Annotated in this window: 15 protein-coding genes and 1 pseudogene; 13 read left to right on the top strand and 3 right to left on the bottom strand. The window is 72.7% G+C overall.

Annotation, left to right across the window (positions count from 1 at the left end):
- Nucleotides 1-105 precede the first annotated feature (105 nt).
- Both ACIRO3_RS04995 and ACIRO3_RS04990 read left to right on the top strand, forming a co-directional pair.
- A complete protein-coding gene (locus tag ACIRO3_RS04995; protein ID WP_404132520.1) occupies nt 106-1,302 on the top strand; it encodes a spore photoproduct lyase family protein in 1,197 nt (398 codons plus the stop codon).
- A gap of 246 nt (nt 1,303-1,548) precedes the next feature.
- Complete coding sequence (locus ACIRO3_RS04990; protein ID WP_404132517.1) at nt 1,549-2,151, top strand: DUF1062 domain-containing protein; 603 nt, start codon at nt 1,549-1,551, stop codon at nt 2,149-2,151.
- Between the two features lie 61 nt (nt 2,152-2,212).
- Here ACIRO3_RS04990 and ACIRO3_RS04985 read toward each other — a convergent pair whose 3' ends face one another.
- Nucleotides 2,213-2,830 (bottom strand): helix-turn-helix domain-containing protein, encoded by a 618-nt coding sequence (locus tag ACIRO3_RS04985; RefSeq protein WP_366147029.1) that lies wholly within the window; start codon nt 2,828-2,830, stop codon nt 2,213-2,215.
- A gap of 201 nt (nt 2,831-3,031) precedes the next feature.
- Between ACIRO3_RS04985 and ACIRO3_RS04980 the strand changes: the two genes are divergently transcribed.
- From ACIRO3_RS04980 to ACIRO3_RS04965, 4 genes are all read left to right on the top strand, one after another.
- Nucleotides 3,032-4,492 carry an MFS transporter gene (locus tag ACIRO3_RS04980; protein ID WP_361781607.1) on the top strand — a complete coding sequence of 487 codons (1,461 nt, stop codon included), beginning with the start codon at nt 3,032-3,034 and terminating at the stop codon, nt 4,490-4,492.
- A 73-nt stretch (nt 4,493-4,565) separates the two neighbouring features.
- Nucleotides 4,566-4,919 (top strand): VOC family protein, encoded by a 354-nt coding sequence (locus ACIRO3_RS04975; RefSeq protein ID WP_404132513.1) that lies wholly within the window; start codon nt 4,566-4,568, stop codon nt 4,917-4,919.
- 125 nt (nt 4,920-5,044) lie between these two features.
- A complete protein-coding gene (locus ACIRO3_RS04970) occupies nt 5,045-5,788 on the top strand; it encodes a carbonic anhydrase (RefSeq protein WP_404132510.1) in 744 nt (247 codons plus the stop codon).
- 116 nt (nt 5,789-5,904) lie between these two features.
- The gene (locus ACIRO3_RS04965; protein WP_404132507.1) at nt 5,905-6,702 is read left to right on the top strand and encodes a DUF5984 family protein; all 798 of its coding nucleotides are present in this window, start codon (nt 5,905-5,907) and stop codon (nt 6,700-6,702) included.
- 42 nt (nt 6,703-6,744) lie between these two features.
- Here the strand turns inward: ACIRO3_RS04965 and ACIRO3_RS04960 are convergent.
- Nucleotides 6,745-8,399 (bottom strand): annotated as a pseudogene (locus ACIRO3_RS04960) (catalase).
- Nucleotides 8,400-8,840: 441 nt separating this feature from the next.
- Between ACIRO3_RS04960 and ACIRO3_RS04955 the strand changes: the two are divergent.
- From ACIRO3_RS04955 to ACIRO3_RS04940, 4 genes are read left to right on the top strand one after another with little or no spacing between them, the layout of a single operon-like run.
- Nucleotides 8,841-9,839 carry an acyl-CoA dehydrogenase gene (locus ACIRO3_RS04955; protein WP_404132505.1) on the top strand — a complete coding sequence of 333 codons (999 nt, stop codon included), beginning with the start codon at nt 8,841-8,843 and terminating at the stop codon, nt 9,837-9,839.
- A complete protein-coding gene (locus tag ACIRO3_RS04950) occupies nt 9,836-10,606 on the top strand; it encodes a PIG-L deacetylase family protein (RefSeq protein ID WP_404132503.1) in 771 nt (256 codons plus the stop codon). Before ACIRO3_RS04955 ends, ACIRO3_RS04950 begins: the two co-directional genes overlap by 4 nt.
- A 35-nt stretch (nt 10,607-10,641) precedes the next feature.
- Nucleotides 10,642-11,229, top strand: coding sequence for a class I SAM-dependent methyltransferase (locus tag ACIRO3_RS04945; protein ID WP_404134068.1), 588 nt, complete (start codon nt 10,642-10,644; stop codon nt 11,227-11,229).
- Complete coding sequence (locus tag ACIRO3_RS04940) at nt 11,226-11,951, top strand: glycosyltransferase (protein ID WP_404132500.1); 726 nt, start codon at nt 11,226-11,228, stop codon at nt 11,949-11,951. The genes ACIRO3_RS04945 and ACIRO3_RS04940 overlap by 4 nt, the downstream gene beginning before the upstream one ends.
- 68 nt (nt 11,952-12,019) lie before the next feature.
- Here the strand turns inward: ACIRO3_RS04940 and ACIRO3_RS04935 are convergent, their stop codons facing one another.
- Nucleotides 12,020-12,421: a PPOX class F420-dependent oxidoreductase gene (locus tag ACIRO3_RS04935; protein ID WP_404132497.1), complete on the bottom strand. Its 402-nt coding sequence runs from the start codon at nt 12,419-12,421 to the stop codon at nt 12,020-12,022.
- Nucleotides 12,422-12,629: 208 nt separating this feature from the next.
- On the opposite strand from ACIRO3_RS04935, the gene ACIRO3_RS04930 reads away from it, so the two are divergent.
- The 3 genes from ACIRO3_RS04930 to ACIRO3_RS04920 all read left to right on the top strand — a co-directional run bounded on the left by ACIRO3_RS04930 (nt 12,630) and on the right by ACIRO3_RS04920 (nt 15,857).
- Entirely contained in the window at nt 12,630-12,866 is a 237-nt protein-coding gene (locus tag ACIRO3_RS04930; protein ID WP_361781592.1) for a hypothetical protein, read from the top strand.
- Between the two features lie 200 nt (nt 12,867-13,066).
- On the top strand, nt 13,067-13,492 hold the full coding sequence (locus ACIRO3_RS04925) for a DUF3592 domain-containing protein (protein ID WP_404132493.1): 426 nt from the start codon (nt 13,067-13,069) through the stop codon (nt 13,490-13,492).
- A gap of 379 nt (nt 13,493-13,871) precedes the next feature.
- Nucleotides 13,872-15,857: a copper resistance CopC/CopD family protein gene (locus ACIRO3_RS04920; RefSeq protein ID WP_404132490.1), complete on the top strand. Its 1,986-nt coding sequence runs from the start codon at nt 13,872-13,874 to the stop codon at nt 15,855-15,857.
- Nucleotides 15,858-15,892: the final 35 nt, after the last annotated feature.

The raw sequence follows: 15,892 nt of genomic DNA, 5'->3' as shown, positions 1-15,892 counted from the left end.
CGGGCCGCCTACAGTGGAAGGTCAGTCCGGGAGCACGCGACCCGGCCCCATTCCCCCCGGACACGGCCCCGGAGGCCGGCCCCCAAGACCCCGCAGGAGACGCACATGGGCGCCCAGCAGCACGGGGGCGGACCGGACGAGGACGAGTACGCGGACGCCCTGTTCGCCCTGGAGGACATCGACACGGGGCACGGGAGCCCCGCCCCGGCCGACGCCGGCCCGATGTTCCGCGACTCACCGGCCGCGCGCCGGCTGTTGTCCGTACGCGCCATCCATGCCGAGCCCGCTGCCGCAGCCTCCGCGCGCGGCAGGCAGATCCTCGCGCGTTTCCCCGAAGCCGAGGTCGTACCCGTGGCCTCGCACTGGGGAATCCCGGACCTCCACGGCAACGAGGGAAACGTCGACCGCTGGGTCCGCGTCAAGAGCGAGACCCTGGTCCTCGGGGAGAAGAAGACACTCACCACCCGGCCCAACGGACGCTCCGCGGACTGGATCGCCCCCGGACCCGCCAACGGCTGCGCCATGGCCTGTGCCTACTGCTACGTCCCGCGCCGCAAGGGCTACGCCAACCCGATCACCGTCTTCACCAACATCGAGAGCATCATCGTCCACCTCTCCCGGCACGTGGCGCGCCTCGGCCCCAAGACCGAGGCCAACCAGTGCGATCCGACCGCGTGGGTCTACGACATCGGTGAGAACAGCGACTGTTCCGTCGACGCCCTGATCAGCGACAACGTCGCCGACCTGATCCGGTCCTTCGCACGCATGCCCACCGCCAAGGCCTCCTTCGCCACCAAGTTCGTCAACCCGGACCTCCTCCTGCTGGACCCGCGAGGCCGCACCCGGGTGCGGTTCTCCGTCATGCCGCAGGCGGACTCCAAACTGCTCGACATCCGCACCAGCCCGGTGGAGCACCGGATCGCCGCGGCCGGGGACTTCCTCGAAGCGGGGTACGAGGTCCACTTCAACCTCTCGCCCGTCGTGTTGCGCCCGGACTGGGAACGGGACTGGTCCCTCCTGCTACGGCACATGGACGACGCCCTGCCCCGCGCCGTGAAGGAGCAGGCGGCCGCGGAGGTGATCATGCTGACCCACAACAAGGACCTGCACGAGCTCAACCTCGGCTGGCACCCGCGCGCCGAAGAGGCCCTGTGGCGGCCTGACCTCCAGCAACCGAAACGTTCCCAGAACGGCAGCCTGAACGTCCGATACCGCGGCGCGGTCAAGGCCGAGGCCGTCCAGACCATGCGCACGCTCGTCGCCACCCACGCACCGTGGCTGAGGATCCGCTACGCCTTCTGAGGCAAGTGGGCCCCATCCGGGAGACGTTGACCCGGGGCGGACGCGAGGGACACGGCGCCGCCCGTCCGAAATTCAGTGGAGCCGCGCTCCCGCGTGCCGTTACCGTGCTCCCGCCCGCTGTCCGCCCGTCAAGGACGTGCCGTTGTACACCAAGTGAGACCCCCCGAGCGCTGATCCGTCGCGCGTCGCACCTGTGCGCCGCGCTCCTTTTCGCTGCGGTCTTCTCACTGGAACCGGTGTACTTCTGTGTCCGAAACCTGGGTGGTCACGCCCACCTGCCTGCCGATAGTCCTCCGCCGTTGCCACAGGTGCGCCTCCGGGCGTTTCCGGGCGAACGGCAAATTCCGCGTCAACGCGAACCACAAGCTCCTCGACGCCTGGCTCCTCGCCCTGTGCACCGTGTGCGGGGACACCACCAAGCTCACCGTCCTGGAGCGGATGCACGTGCGTTCCGTACGACCCGAGTTCCTGAACCTGCTCCACGACAACGACCCGCGCCTGGCAGCCGAGCTGCTCCAGGATCCGGTCGTACGGCGCCGCAATCGCGTCGCCCTCGACTGGGACAACGCCTGGCGCCTCGACGGCGGCGCGCAGGACCGAGCCCCTCAGTCACATCGGCCGCGCCGGCCGGCCCGGTCGGCCCGGTCGGCTCCTTCGGAGGGTGCGGCGATCGAGGTCTCGGTCCGCTTTGCGGCGCGGATTCCCGTGCGGCCGGTGCGACTGATCGCCGAAGGGTTCGGCCTGCCGCGAGCCGAGGTCGAGAGGCTGCTCGCCGAGGGGAACCTCGTGTCGACGGTCCGCCTGAGCGGCAAGCTCTCGGGTGACTTCACCTTCACGCTCAAGCGCTGAGCCTTCCGGCCCGGGGCCCGTCCGGCGGATCCGATACCGCCGGAGGGGGCCTGGGCCCTGTCTAGCTCGGCTGCCTCCGCAGCAGCGGGGGGGCCGGGTTGGGCAGGGGGCTGGCCGCGGCGGGGGTCAGGCCGTCCAGGACCAGGGTCACGTAGCGCCGCCAGCCCCCTTCGGCCGGGTCCATGGTCCACAGCACGCTGACCAGCATGCCCATGATCCGCTTCAGGTCGTCGGGTACGAGGTCCTCTCGGATCACCCCGGCCCGTTGACCGCGTGCCACCAGCGGGTCGAGCGCGTCGAAGAAGCGGGCGCTGGTCTCCGCGGTGAAGATGCCGGCGTTGCGTGCCGCGGTCAGTACGTGGTGCTCGCCGGCCGCCGAGGTCAGGGCGGCTTCGATGACCACGCTCAGGCCGCGGCGCGGGTCCTCGTCGTCGAGCCCGCGCTCGATGGCGGGGAGGACCTCCTGGGTGAACTGCTGTTCCAGTACCGCGCGCAGGAGGGTCGCCTTGTCCGGGAACCGGCGGAAGAGGGTCGCGATGCCCACGCCGGCTTGTCGGGCGATCTCATCGAGCCCGGCGTCGGGACCCTGCTCCGCGTAGACGTGGCGTGCCGCCCTCACGATCTTCTCGATGTTGCGCACGGCGTCGGCGCGCAGGGGCTTGGGGGTTTCGGTCGGCACACCACCAGGATAGCAATCGATAGTCGACGATCAGTTCGAGTTGACACCCCGTGTGCCCTGAAGTGATAGTTGGCTACTGATTACGGTGCGCGCGCCCGCCGGGTACGCCCATCCACCGCCCCGCACAGCGCACCCCACGCATCACGCACGCCCGCCGCCTGCCCGGTCGGGCATCGGACCCACGCCCCTGAGGAACCCTCCATGCCACAGCCGTCCACGGACCCCCGCACCGGCAAAGTGATCGCGACACTCGCACTCGCGGGGGTCACCGCAGCCGTCATGCAGACCCTGGTCACCCCCCTGCTGGCCGACATGTCGAAGATCCTCCACACCTCCTCCTCCAACGCCGCCTGGGTCGTCACCGCCACTCTCCTCGTCGCGGGTGTGTGCGTTCCCATCAGCGGGCGCCTGGGCGACATGATCGGCAAGCGCCGGATGCTCCTGGCGTGCTCGATACCGCTGATCGTCGGATCCGTGGTGTGCGCGCTGTCGAGCAGCGTCGTCCCGATGATCGTGGGCCGCGGCCTGCAAGGCGTCGGCATGGGCATGATCCCGCTGGGCATCGCTCTGCTGCGTGACGTCGTCCCCGCCGAGAAGCTCAGCTCCTCCATCGCCCTGGTGAGCGCGTCCATGGGCATCGGCGGCGGCATCGGGCTCCCCGTCTCCGCGGCCGTCGCCCAGTACGCCGACTGGCGCTTCCTGTTCTGGGGCGCCGCCGCGCTGGCCGCCGCGGTCTCCGTGATGATCGTGGTCTTCGTACCGGACGTCCCCGCGGCCGCCAGGGGTCAGCGCTTCGACTTCGTCGGCGCGGTGGGCCTGGCGGTGGGCCTGGTGTCCCTGCTGCTCGCCGTGTCCAAGGGCGCCGACTGGGGCTGGGACTCGTCCACCACCCTCGGCCTCATCGTCACCGCCGTCGTCGTCCTGGCGGCCTGGGGCTGGTTCGAATGGCGGACCACCGACCCGCTGGTCGACCTGCGCACCACCATCCGTCCGCGTGTCCTGCTGACCAACCTCGCGTCGGTCTTCATCGGCTTCGGCATGTACGCGAGCATGCTCGTCGTGCCGCAGCTCCTCCAGTTCCCCGAGGCCACCGGCTACGGCCTGGGTCAGTCCATGGTGGCGGCCGGCCTGTGGATGCTCCCCGGCGGCCTGATGATGATGGTCGTCTCACCCCTCGGCGGCAGGCTCACCAACGCACGCGGCCCGAAGGTCACCCTCGTCTGTGGAGCGCTCGTCCTGGCCGCGGGCTACGGCGCCGCGCTCCTGTTGTCCGGTACCGCCCCCGGCCTGATGTGCGCCGCGATGATCATGAACAGTGGGGTCGCCCTCGCCTACGGCGCCATGCCCGCCCTGATCATGGGCGCGGTGCCGCTCGCGGAGACGGGCGCCGCCAACGGCTTCAACACCCTCATGCGTTCCCTGGGCACCTCGGTCGGTGCCGCCGTCGTCGGTGTCGTCCTGGCGCAGATGACCACCACCGTCGGCGGTCACACGTTCACCTCCGAGAACGGCTTCCGGACCGGTCTGCTGCTGGGTGGCGCCCTCGCCCTCGTCTCCGCGACCGTCGCCGCCCTGATTCCCGCCGCCCGTCCGCAACGGCCGGCCCTGCGGGACGCCGCGGGACCTGCGACGGAGGCCGCCCACGCCCCCGCGGCCACGTAAGGCGCCGGCCCGGGCCCGGGCCCGGCCCGCCGGTCGCTGCCGGACCCGGCCGCCGTCCTGGCAGGATGGCGGCATGGAACGTGTGCTTGGAATCGGTGGATACTTCATGCGGGCCGCGGACCCGGCGGCCCTGAGCGCGTGGTACCGCGACTGTCTGGGCCTGGACGCCGATGCGAACGGCCTCTGGCAGCAGGAAACCGGGCCTACGGTGTTCGCGACGTTCGAGCCCGAGACCGAGTACTTCGGCTCCCGCACCCAGCAGGTCATGCTCAACTTCCGGGTCCGCGACCTGGATGCGATGCTCGCCCAACTGCGCGCCAGGGGAGCGGACGTGGCCGAGGAATCGCAGGACATGGAGGGGGTCGGTCGATTCGGCTGGGTCACCGATCCCGAAGGCCATCGGATCGAGCTGTGGCAGCCCGCCTGACCCCGCCCCCACCTCCGCCGCGCCGGTGTGCGGGCGCCCGCAGGTTGATCAAGTCTTCTTCAAGAGCGGTCCGAACCTCGTGCCGCGCCCGTACCCGGTCCGCGATGCTCCTACCGTTTCCCGATATGGCCGGCATCGAGGAGTCGAACCCAAGCCTGGACCGGCGCGAAGTCGTCCGTGCGGCGTTGACAGGAGCGGCGGCCGCCGCGGCCGGGGCCGTCGGGGCCGTCCCCGATTCCCCGACGCCCTCGACCCCCGCCCAGGCCGGTGCGACGCGTACGAGGCCCACGAACCCGCCGGCGGCCCTGCGGGAACTCCTCGCGGGCAACGTCCGCTGGCGCACCCTCCACGAGAGCCACCCCGACCGGACGCGGGCCGTGCGGCAGACGTTGGTGTCCGGGCAGCATCCCTTCGCCGTGGTCCTGGGCTGCGTCGACTCCCGCGTTCCCCCGGAGCTGGTCTTCGACCAGGGCCTCGGTGACCTGCTGACCGTCCGCTCGGCCGGCTCCGTCCTCGACGAGGCGGTCCTGGCCAGCATCACCTACGGGGTTCTGGAGCTGGCCATTCCGCTCGTCGTCGTGCTGGGACACCAGTCCTGCGGGGCCGTCACCGCCGCCATTCACGCCGCCGACGCGCGTGAGAGCCTCGCCGGCCACATGCAGTACCTGGTCGACCAGATCCGTCCGGCGATCGACCGCGACCTGCGCGGAGCGGCGCGCGTGGACGCGACCATCACGGCGAACGTGCGGCTGGTCCGCTCCCGAGTCGCCGCCGAACCCACCCTCGCGGCGAAGGTCGCGTCGGGCGAGTTGGCCGTCATCGGGGCCCGCTACGAACTCGACAACCAGAGCGTCCACACGACCCACTGACCCACTGCCCCACTCACCCACGCGACCCACTGACCCCGGCTCACCGCGAAGTCCTGGGGGGCGAGCGGACCGGGGGGCCCGCCCGGCACGTCGTCGGGATCGGTGACACTGGACCCGTGATCCCCACCGACTCCGCCCTTCGCTTCCGCTTCGGACTGACCCCGTTGGAGGAGGTCGAGCCGTGGGGCGCCGAACGCGCACCGCACTGGTTCGGGTTGACCGCCGGCTGGTACTGCGTCGACATCGACGGCCACGAGGTGCTGCGCTACTCCGAGCGCACTGTCCGGGAACTCGGAGACGACCGGGAGGGCGGCCGACCGCACCCGTACGTGGACCACTACGTCGTCCGCCTGTGGGAGGACGTGATCGCACTCGTGTCGGGAGCGATGGAACCGGTGCCCCACGACCTGGTGGAGGTCGCGTCCGACCTCTCGCCCGACTGGACGTGGCTCGACACGCCGGAAGCCGAGGCCGCACTGGCATGGCACGGCGAGGGCTACCTGTACACCGGCCACCTGCGCGTCGCCCCGGACATCCGCGTCTGGCGCGCCGTCGACGGGGACGAGGACACCGTGACCGTCGGCTGGGAACAACGGGCGGACCCGGAGGGCCTGATCGAGTTCGCCGGTCCGCGGCAGGGCCGGGTGACCCTGCCGACGAGCGAGTTCCTCGCGGCGGTGGCCGAACTGGACCGGGCGTTGCTGACCGCCATGGAAGAACGCGTCGGCGAGCTGGAGAAGTCGGGCCCCGTGCCCGGACTCCGACCGGACGTGGAGCAGTTGCGCCGTGAGCACCGGGATCGGGCGACCTGGCTCCGGCGTGCCCGGGATCGCGAGCCGGGCACCGACTGGAACGCCGTACGGATCGGTGTGCGCACGCTCCTTGCCGCCGGGGACCCTCCGCCCGCCCCGTGAGCGGGACGGCGTGTAGGGGCCCGGTCGGCGGCGGTGCCGGGTTCACTCGAGGGGGAACCTGTCCCAGGCACGGTGCTGTGCCATGGCCCGCTTGAGTTGTTTCAGCGTGGCCGAGGGGGTGCCGTGGAAGGCGATGCCCGGCTCGTCCGTCCCGATTCCGACGGCGTCGAGGATCTGCGAGGCGTCCTTCCATCCGCCGATGGCCTTGCCGTGGCGGTACGCCTCGGTCAGCAGCATCAGGACCCGGGGGTCGGGGCCGCTCCGCTGCGGCGTACCGGCCTTGGCGTCGCGGGCGCCGTGGGCGTCGGCGGCCACCCGGGGCACTCCCGCGAACAGCAGGGCGTCGAACTCGACGGAGCGGGCGGTGGCGAAAGTGCGCTGCACCGTGACGGGGTTCTTCCTCGTGCCCAGTGTGCCGCCGGTGGGTGCGATCACGAGGGGCACCATCCCGCCGGACAGGACGGCGTCCCGTACGGCCCTCACCCCGGCGAGGTCGCTGTCGGAATCCGCGACGATGCCGATGACCCGGCCGTCGAGCGGCCACTCCCGCCCGAGCTGCGAGAGGGCCGGGCTCGGCTCGGGGTCGGCCGGCGCCGCCGTGGCCGTCGGCGCGGGGAGCCCGAGTCCGGTGGCGACCTCTTCGCACAGCCGGGGGTCGACGTTGGCGAGGACGGCCAGGGAGCGTTCCTTGACGGCCTGCTCGTGGCACTTGTTCAGTTCGAAGGTGTAGGCGGCGATGATGTGTTCGCGCTCCACCGGCGTCATGCTGAGCCAGAAGAGCCGAGGTTGGCTGAAATGGTCGGCGAACGAGGCGGGAGCCTCCCGGACCCTGCTCGCCTCCGGGACCGTGACGGGTGTCTCGACGAAGGCGCCCGTGTCGGCTCCCGCGAGGAAGGGGCAGCCTCCGTCGAGGCTGTTGGGCCGGTACGGGGCGGTGCCCGCGTGGACGGCGCTCTGGTGCATGCCGTCGCGGAGCATGTCGTTGACGGGGGCGTGCGGCCGGTTGATGGGGATCTGCCCGAAGTTCGGTCCGCCGAGTCGGCTGATCTGCGTATCGAAGTAGGAGAAGAGCCGTCCGGCGAGGAGCGGGTCGTCGGTGACGTCGATCCCGGGGACCAGGTGGCCGGGATGGAAGGCGACCTGCTCGGTCTCGGCGAGAGGACCGGGATGTTGTTGCCCACCAGGTCGAAGGTGCCCTCGCCGGTGTAGAACTTCGTCGCGAATCCACGCGTGTCACGCACCGTGTCCGCGGAGCCCCGCGATCCCAGGACGGTGGAGAACCGGACGAACACGGGCGTCTCGACTCCCTTCGCCAGGAACGCCGCCTTCGTGACCTTCTCCGCGGCGCCGTAACCCCGGAAGACGCCGTGCGCCGCGGCGCCGCGGGCGTGCACCACGCGCTCGGGGATCCGTTCGTGGTCGAAGTGGGTGATCTCCTCCCGCAGGTGGTGATCCTGCAGCAGGACCGGCCCCCGGGCACCCGCCTTCAGGGAGTGGTCGCTGTCGTACAGCCGGGCCCCCTGCGCGGTCGTCAGATAGGCGCCGCCCTGCGCCACCACGGCCTGCGGTGCCCCGGTCGGCTGACCCGTGGGGCTGAGGGAGTCCGGGCCGTCCTGGTCCGGTTTCGGGGGCAGCGGCTCGCGCGGCCTGGTCGGCTCGGTGGGCGACGGCGGCTCGGGCGCGGGCTTTCCCGGCACGCCGGAGCGCCGTGCCCGCCCGCCGGAGGCGTCCTTGGGCGCCGCGGCTTCCTGGTGGCGGCCTTCGTGGCCTTCGTGGTCTTCTTCGCAGCCATCGCTGGTGTCTCCTCTTGCCTTGCGCGCCGGACACAGGTGCCGACGGGTCCCGGGTCCCCGCGCAACCCTTCCTCCTCCACCGGGTGCCGGCATCTCGGATTCGCCCGTAAGCCCGTACGCCCGGATCGCTCACGCCGTGATGCGGGCCGCTCGCCCGCTGCCCAAGATGAGAGGCGTCGTCACTCGTCCCGGGGCCGGCTTCGTCCCACCGCGCAGCCCGGTCGCACCGTGGGCGATGCCTCCGGCGCCCGATGCCTCCGGTAAGGAGCACCGCAGATGCAAGGCACCGCACAAGGAGCCCGTTCGAGCGCGCGAGTCTCCCGCGGCCCAGGCCGTGCGGCCTGGATGGAGGAGGTTCGCAGGGAGAGCGCGGCCGACTTCGCGGCCTGCGTCGCCGATATCGCGACGGGCGAGCTCGACCTTCCGCTGCCCGGAGCGGGCCGGACGGCCGACCGGTTCCGCTCGCTCGCCTCGGTCGCGGAGCGAGACCTTTCGTTGGCCCGTCTGGTGGAGGGGCACGCGGACGCCGTGGCGATCCTCGCCGAGCTCGGGGGACCGGCCGTGGGGCCGCGGGAGCGCTGGGGCGTGTGGGCGGCCGAGCCCCGAGGCCAGGGGCTCACCGCGTCCCGCAGCGAGCACGGCTGGGTGCTGAACGGGCTCAAGCGGTACTGCTCGGGAGCGCACAGTTGCACCCACGCCCTGGTGACGGCCACGGCCGACGACGGACGCCGCCTCTTCGCCGTCAGCACCGGAGCGACGGGGGAGGAGACGGGCGCGCGAGCCGGCCAATGCCGGCCGGTGGACGGCACCTGGCAGGCGCTGGGCATGGCGGCCAGCGACAGCACCGATGTCGCGTTCGAGGACGTTGCGGCGGTGCCGGTCGGTGGCGTGGAGGCCTACGTGGAGCGGTCCGGCTTCCAGCACGGCGGCATCGGGGTCGCGGCCTGCTGGTACGGCGGCGCCCGCGCCGTCGCCGGCGTCCTCACCCGCACGGCGGCCCGGCGCGGCCCGGACCCGCTCACGGACGCCCATCTGGGGGCCGTCGACATGCGCCTGCACGCCGCGGCGGCCGTCCTGGCCGGAGCAGCCGCGGAGATCGACGGCGACCCCGCGGACGCCGGGGGCGACAGTCGGCGACGGAGCCTGCGGGTACGTGCCTTCGTCGAATCGGTCTGCGCCGACGTCCTGACCCACGTCGGCCGGGCCACCGGCGCCGAACCGCTGTGCCACGACCCGTCCCACACCCGACACGCCACCGACCTCGCCGTCTACATCCGCCAACACCACGGCGAACGCAACCTGGCGGAGCTCGGCGGCCTCGTCGCCCGTGCGGGGCGGCCATGACGGCCACACCGACCGAACCGGCACCGCCCGCCGACCCGATTCAGGCCCCCGGGACCCCGGAACGGGAATGGCGCGACTGGAACGGCCTCGCCGACCTGCCCGAGGCGGCCCTGCCCGAGCGGGGCCGGGCCGTAGTCGTGGCGGCCCACCCCGACGACGAGGTGCTGGGGGCCGGTGGCACCATCGCCCTCCTCGCCCGGGCCGGGCTCGCCCTCACGGTGGTCACGGTCACCGACGGCGAGGGCTCCCACCCCGGCAGCACCCGCGTCACACCGGACCAACTGGCGGCCACCCGGGCCAAAGAACTGCGGCGGGCGCTCGACACCCTGGGCGCGCCGGATGCCCGGGTGGTCCGCCTCAAGGTGGCGGACACCCGCGTGGCGCTGCACGAGGACGAGGTCGCCGCGGCGCTGGAGCACCTCCTCGCAGGCGCCCGACTGTGCCTGGCGCCCTGGACGGACGACGTGCACGGCGATCACGAGGCCGTCGGGCGCGCCGCGGTGAAGGCGTCCCGTGCCGCGTCCGTGCCCTGTTGGACGTACCCGGTCTGGATGTGGCACTGGGCGCGACCGGGCGATCCCCGGGTGCCCTGGGGGGCCGCCTCGGCGGTCCGTCTCCCTCCTGCGGCGGCGGCCCTCAAGCGGCGAGCCGTTCGACACTTCGTCAGCCAGATCGCGCCCCTGGGACCGGACCCGGCCGACGCGGCCGTCCTGCCGCCCGAGGAACTCGCCCACCACCTGCGCGACATCGAGGTGTTCTTCACGTGACCGAGCAGCCCACCCCGGCGTCGTACTTCGACGACATGTACCGACACGCCGAGGACCCCTGGCACCTCGCCGAACGCTGGTACGAACGCCGCAAGTACGACCTGACCATCGCCGCGTTCCCGCAGGAGCGCTACCGCAGGGCCTTCGAACCCGCCTGCTCGGTCGGGGAACTGACCCGCCGCCTGGCGGCCCGCTGCGACGCGGTCCTCGCCTGCGACCGGGTGGCGCCGGCCGTCGAGACCGCCCGGCGGCGCAACGACGCGTACCCGCACGTGGACATCCGGCACATGACCGTCCCCGCCCAGTGGCCCGAGGGAACCTTCGACCTGGTCGTGCTGTCCGAGCTGCTCTACTACCTCGACGCGCCGACGGTACGGACGCTGCTGGACCACGTCCGCGCGGCGCTGGAACCGGGCGGCACCCTGGTGACCGTCCACTGGAACCACGCCGTTCCCGAGCACCTGTCCACCGGGAGCGACATCGCCCGAAGCCTGGCCGGGACGCCCGGTCTGCGCCTGCTGGCCGACCACCGTGAAGACGACTTCGTCCTCCAGGTCCACCAGCGCCTCCTCCCGGACGGCAGCCGGCCCGCGACACCCGCCGAGCGGGAAGGCCTGGTGTGAACATCGAAGCCGTGGCCGTCGTCATCCCCGCCCACGACGAGGAGAGCCTCCTGCCGGCCGCGCTCGAAGCCGTCCGAACCGCCACCCGGCACCCGGACCTCGGCCGCCTGCGCGTCCTCACCGTGGTCGTCGCGGACCACTGCCGCGACGACACCGCGTACCTCGCACACGAAGCCGGTGCCACCGTCGTCACCGGCAGCTTCCGCAACCCGGGCCGGGCGCGTGCCGTCGGGGTCCGCCGAGCCCTGCGGGAGCTCGACCGGCCGGCGTCACGTGCCTGGATCGCCACCACGGACGCCGACAGCGAAGTGCCCGCGGACTGGCTGGACCACCAGCTCGCGCGCGCCCGCGAGGGCTGGGAAGCGGTCGTGGGCACCGTGGTGCTTCCCCGCACCTCGCCCCTCGCGGACCGCCTCCGCACCCGGTACGAGGCGACCCGGCCCCCGGACGGGGAGTGGAACCACCCCCACGTGCACGGCGCCAACCTCGGCGTCACCGCTCGGGCGTACCTCTCCGTCGGCGGTTTCCCACCGCTCGGCGTCGGAGAGGACCACGCCCTGGTCGACGCCCTGTACCGGGGTGGGCACCGCGTCCTCACCACGGCGGCCTGCCCGGTCCTCACCTCGGCACGAGTCCGAGGCCGCGCCCGCGGCGGCTTCGCCGACGACCTGGCGGCCCTGTGCTCCCACGCGCCGGAGGGACGACAGCGGACGGTGGGCTGACCTCCGCGACGCGGGTCCGTCGCCGGAGCGGCGCCGCCCGTGCGGGCGGGGACGGCGGATGCCCGGTGTCAGGCGGTGGGCGAACTGACGCGCTCAGGGCGGATCACGTAGATCACCCGGACCTGGTCGGTTCCGCCGTACCAGGGATAGGGGCCGCCGAGGTACTTCCGCGCGAGCGCCTCGATGTGGGCGACCGCCCCCTCGGTGGTCACGCGCACCACACGGCCGCGGATCTGGACGTAGGAGGCGGGCTCCGCGGGGTCGGCGACCGCGATGGCCACCCGCGGGTCACGCGCGATGTTCCGGGTCTTCTGATGTGACTCGACGCTGTTGATCAGGACGTGCTCGCCGTCGGTGTCGACCCACGTCTGCGTGAGCTGGGGCGAGCCGTCGGGCATCGTCGTCGCGATGTAGCAAGTACTGGGGCGACGCAGCAGCGCCACCACGTCCTCGCCGAGGGGTACGGGCACGGAGGATCTCCAGGGTGTCGCAGCGGTCGGCCGGGGCCACCGTAGCCAGGCAGACCGCCCCCGGCCCCGCTTCCGCGCGGGGCCCGTGCCGGGGGAAGAGGCATGTCATCCGGTTGGCTGCGCCGGCGCGGCAAGAGGCCGTGCGCATGCGCGTCGGACGATTCGGACCGTACCGCGTCAGAGCCGGTCCACTGGGTATGCGCAGGGCATGACACAACGTAACGGCCAGGACCCTGAACTGCCCCCTCCCGTTCCGGAACACGGGAAGAAGAGCCTGACGCCCGACCTGCCCCCGGCGGGCCCCCTGGCGCCCGACCTGGAGGGGGCCGTCGGCGCGCGGGACGCGAAGAAGCCGGCCGGGGAGTCGGGTGCCAAGCGCCCCGCCGACGTTCCCAAGAGCGGCGGCCCCACCGAGGGCCCCGCCCCCGTCGAGCCCCCGGATTAGCTCCGCCCTGTCGCACCCCGCCGGGGGGGGCGGCCCCGGCCCCCCCCCCCCCCGCGCGGCGCCCCCCCCCCCCCCCCCCCCCCCCCCCCCCCCCCCCCGGAACCCCCCCCCCCCCCCCCCCCGGGGGGGGGGCGCGCCCGGCCCCCCCCCCCCGGGCGGGGTGCGCAACCGGCACCCCCACGCCCCGCGTCCCACCAGGCATGGAACGCGAATGGCTCACCTCGCTCATCCCGCTGACGATCGGCGTGGGCTTCCTCGGCTTCGGTGTGCACGGACTCCGCCGTGCCGGTGCGCTGCGCCGTACGGGCGTCACCGCGCGGGGGCGGATCGTTCGTCACGACGCCGTGCGAAGCGACGAAGGGGCCACGCTCCACTACCCGGTCGCGGCCTGGACGACCGGAGACGGCCGCCTGTGCGAGCACCCATCGAGGTTCGGCCGCGGTTCCGTCGCGAGCGCCTTCCGCGTGGGTGCCTCCGTCGTGGTCCGGTACGACCCGGAGGATCCCCGCCGGTTCGAGATCCAGGGCTGGGACGTCGCGACGGTCGACCGCTTGTTCACCGTCCTGGGAGCGCTCTTCGTCTCCGGCGCCCTGACGGCGTTGCTCATAGGTCTGCTCACCGCCTGAACCGACCGGTTGTCGGGTGCCGCGGCGCGGGATGCCCCGGCGGTTGCTTGTGGTGAACCAGGGGTGCACGGGAGCGAGCGCCGGTGATGCGGGCCCAGTGAGTCGGCGAGGGATTCACCTCGGGAGGAGCGCAAGGTACACGGAAAGCGGCCGAGCAAAGGCCTTGCGCACCGCGCTTTAGCCGAAGTTGCGCAACCCGCTCACTCCCGAGGCAGGCAGGACTATGGTCCACATCGCGCCATGAGTTCCAGCCCCTGCCAGAGTCCGTCATGTCGCACACGGTGGGCCACCGCCTGGATGCCGCCCCGCAGGACCGAGTCCGGACGGCGATGCGCCAACGATGCGCCATGACGACCGCCACACCGGAGACTGCCCCTTCATGCACACTGGATCGCCTCCCACGAGGACGTCCCTGACCGTCCTCGCGCTGGTCGCCGCCGTACTCGCCCTGATCCTGGGCGGGGCGGGCTCGGCCTTCGCCCACGCCGGCCTCAGCGGCGCCGATCCCGCGGACGGGGCCGTCCTCAAAACAGCGCCGCAGCAGGTCACGCTCACCTTCACCGAGTCGGTCAGTCTCTCCGACGAAGCGGTCAGAGTGCTGTCGCCGGAGAACGAGCGCGCGAACCCCCGCCCGGCGCAACACGTGGACGGCAAGGGCAACACCGCCCGGGTGGAGCTGTCCGGCACACTGCCCCAGGGCACCTACACGGTGGCGTGGCGGGTCGTGTCCGCCGACGGCCACCCGATCTCGGGCGCGTTCGTCTTCTCCATCGGCAAGCCGTCCGAGACGGCCGCCGTGGTGGCGACCGGTTCCCCGGACGACACGGCCGCCGGCCGCCTGTACGGCTTCTTCCGCCACGTCGCCTACAGCGGCCTCGCCCTCCTCGTCGGAGCCGTGGCGTTCGTCGTGGTGTGCAGGCCCGGCGCGGGCGCGCTTCGCCCGGTGCGCAAGGTGCTGACGACGGGCTGGGCGGCCCTGATGGTGTCCGGCGTGGCCCTGTTGCTGCTACGCGGTCCCTACGAGGCGGCCGGCCCGCTCAGTTCGGCGTTCGACCCGTCCGGGTTGGGGCGAACCGCCGCCGGGAGACCCGGGATCGCCCTGATCGCACGGCTCGTGCTCCTCGCGGTCGGCGCCCTGCTGCTCAAGCGGTTCTCCGCACGACTGGACGGGCAGGACGGGCAGGACGGGCAGGACGAAGGATCCCGGCGGCGGGACTTCGGTACCGGTGTTCGCCTGGTAGGGGCCGCCTTCGCCCTGGCCCTGGCCCTGACCTGGGCCGCCGCCGAGCACGCCTCCGCCGGCATCCAAGTGCCGCTGGCCGTACCCGTCGCGGTACTGCACCTGCTGGCCATGGGCGTCTGGCTGGGCGGCCTGATCACGCTGCTCGTCGTGCTGTGGCGCCGAGCGCCCGACGCCCGCGACATCCCGGCGTCGGCGATCGGCCGCTTCTCCACCCTGGCCTTCACCGCCGTCGCCACGCTGGTCGGCACGGGGGTGTACCAGTCCTGGCGGCAGGTGGGCTCATGGGAGGCGCTGTCCACCACCTCGTACGGCAGAATCCTCAGCGTCAAGATCGCCGCCGTGATCCTCGTCCTGTGGGCGGCGTCCTTCTCCCGCCGCTGGACCGTGCGCCTCGTTCGCGAAGTGCCGCCCGCCAAGGGGACGTTGACGGTACCGGTGCCCCGGCGGGCGAGGGTGGCGCAGACGGTCGGCGCACCGATCTCCCCGCCGGCAGCGGATCCTGGTGGCGAACCCGGGGCGTCCGTCGCCGGGGGGCCGCCCGTCTCCGACGAGCCACCCGTCTCCGACGAGCCACCCGTCTCCGAGGAACCGCCGCCCGTCTCCGAGGAACCGCTCGTCTCCGAGGCCGACGGACAGCGACGCGGGCTGCGCCGTACCGTCACCGCCGAAGCGGTGCTCGGTGTCGTGGTCCTTGCGATCACCACCCTGCTCACCGGTACGCAACCCAGCCGCGCCGCCGACGAGAAGGCCGCGGCGGCCACCGTGCAGGAGCCGCGCGCGAAGGTGCTCATGGTGCCGTTCGACATGGGGACCGCCGGCCGACGCGGCACGGTGCAGGTCACGCTGGCACCGGGCCGGGTGGGGGAGAACACCGTCGAAGCCGTGGTGTACACCGCGGACGGCGGCTTGGCCACCGTTCCCGAACTCCGCCTCACCCTCACCCAGGACGACCTGGACATCGGACCCCTGGACGCCAAGCTCAAGAATCAGAAGGGGTATTGGGCCGCCTACGACCTGCGGCTTCCCGTGCCCGGCGTGTGGACCCTGAACCTCACGGTGCGCACCACCGACATCGACCAGGTCACCGTCCACGACAGCGTACGCATCACGCCGTCACCGTAGGGCCGCTGTCTGCCCTGGAGGCTTCCGTGAGAGGG

The sequence above is a fragment of the Streptomyces sp. NPDC102278 genome, assembly GCF_044766345.1.
In the GTDB taxonomy this organism is placed as follows: domain Bacteria; phylum Actinomycetota; class Actinomycetes; order Streptomycetales; family Streptomycetaceae; genus Streptomyces.
Note: the sequence above shows the minus strand (reverse complement) of the source record. Positions and strands in the feature narration are given on the sequence as shown.

Excerpts from the sequence above, each read along its gene's own strand:
- ACIRO3_RS04995 (WP_404132520.1), top strand. The coding sequence starts at position 106 with ATGGGCGCCCAGCAGCACGGGGGCGGACCGGACGAGGACGAGTACGCG.
- ACIRO3_RS04980 (WP_361781607.1), top strand. The coding sequence starts at position 3,032 with ATGCCACAGCCGTCCACGGACCCCCGCACCGGCAAAGTGATCGCGACA.
- ACIRO3_RS04975 (WP_404132513.1), top strand. The coding sequence starts at position 4,566 with ATGGAACGTGTGCTTGGAATCGGTGGATACTTCATGCGGGCCGCGGAC.
- ACIRO3_RS04970 (WP_404132510.1), top strand. The coding sequence starts at position 5,045 with ATGGCCGGCATCGAGGAGTCGAACCCAAGCCTGGACCGGCGCGAAGTC.
- ACIRO3_RS04955 (WP_404132505.1), top strand. The coding sequence starts at position 8,841 with ATGGAGGAGGTTCGCAGGGAGAGCGCGGCCGACTTCGCGGCCTGCGTC.
- ACIRO3_RS04950 (WP_404132503.1), top strand. The coding sequence starts at position 9,836 with ATGACGGCCACACCGACCGAACCGGCACCGCCCGCCGACCCGATTCAG.
- ACIRO3_RS04945 (WP_404134068.1), top strand. The coding sequence starts at position 10,642 with ATGTACCGACACGCCGAGGACCCCTGGCACCTCGCCGAACGCTGGTAC.
- ACIRO3_RS04930 (WP_361781592.1), top strand. The coding sequence starts at position 12,630 with ATGACACAACGTAACGGCCAGGACCCTGAACTGCCCCCTCCCGTTCCG.
- ACIRO3_RS04925 (WP_404132493.1), top strand. The coding sequence starts at position 13,067 with ATGGAACGCGAATGGCTCACCTCGCTCATCCCGCTGACGATCGGCGTG.
- ACIRO3_RS04920 (WP_404132490.1), top strand. The coding sequence starts at position 13,872 with ATGCACACTGGATCGCCTCCCACGAGGACGTCCCTGACCGTCCTCGCG.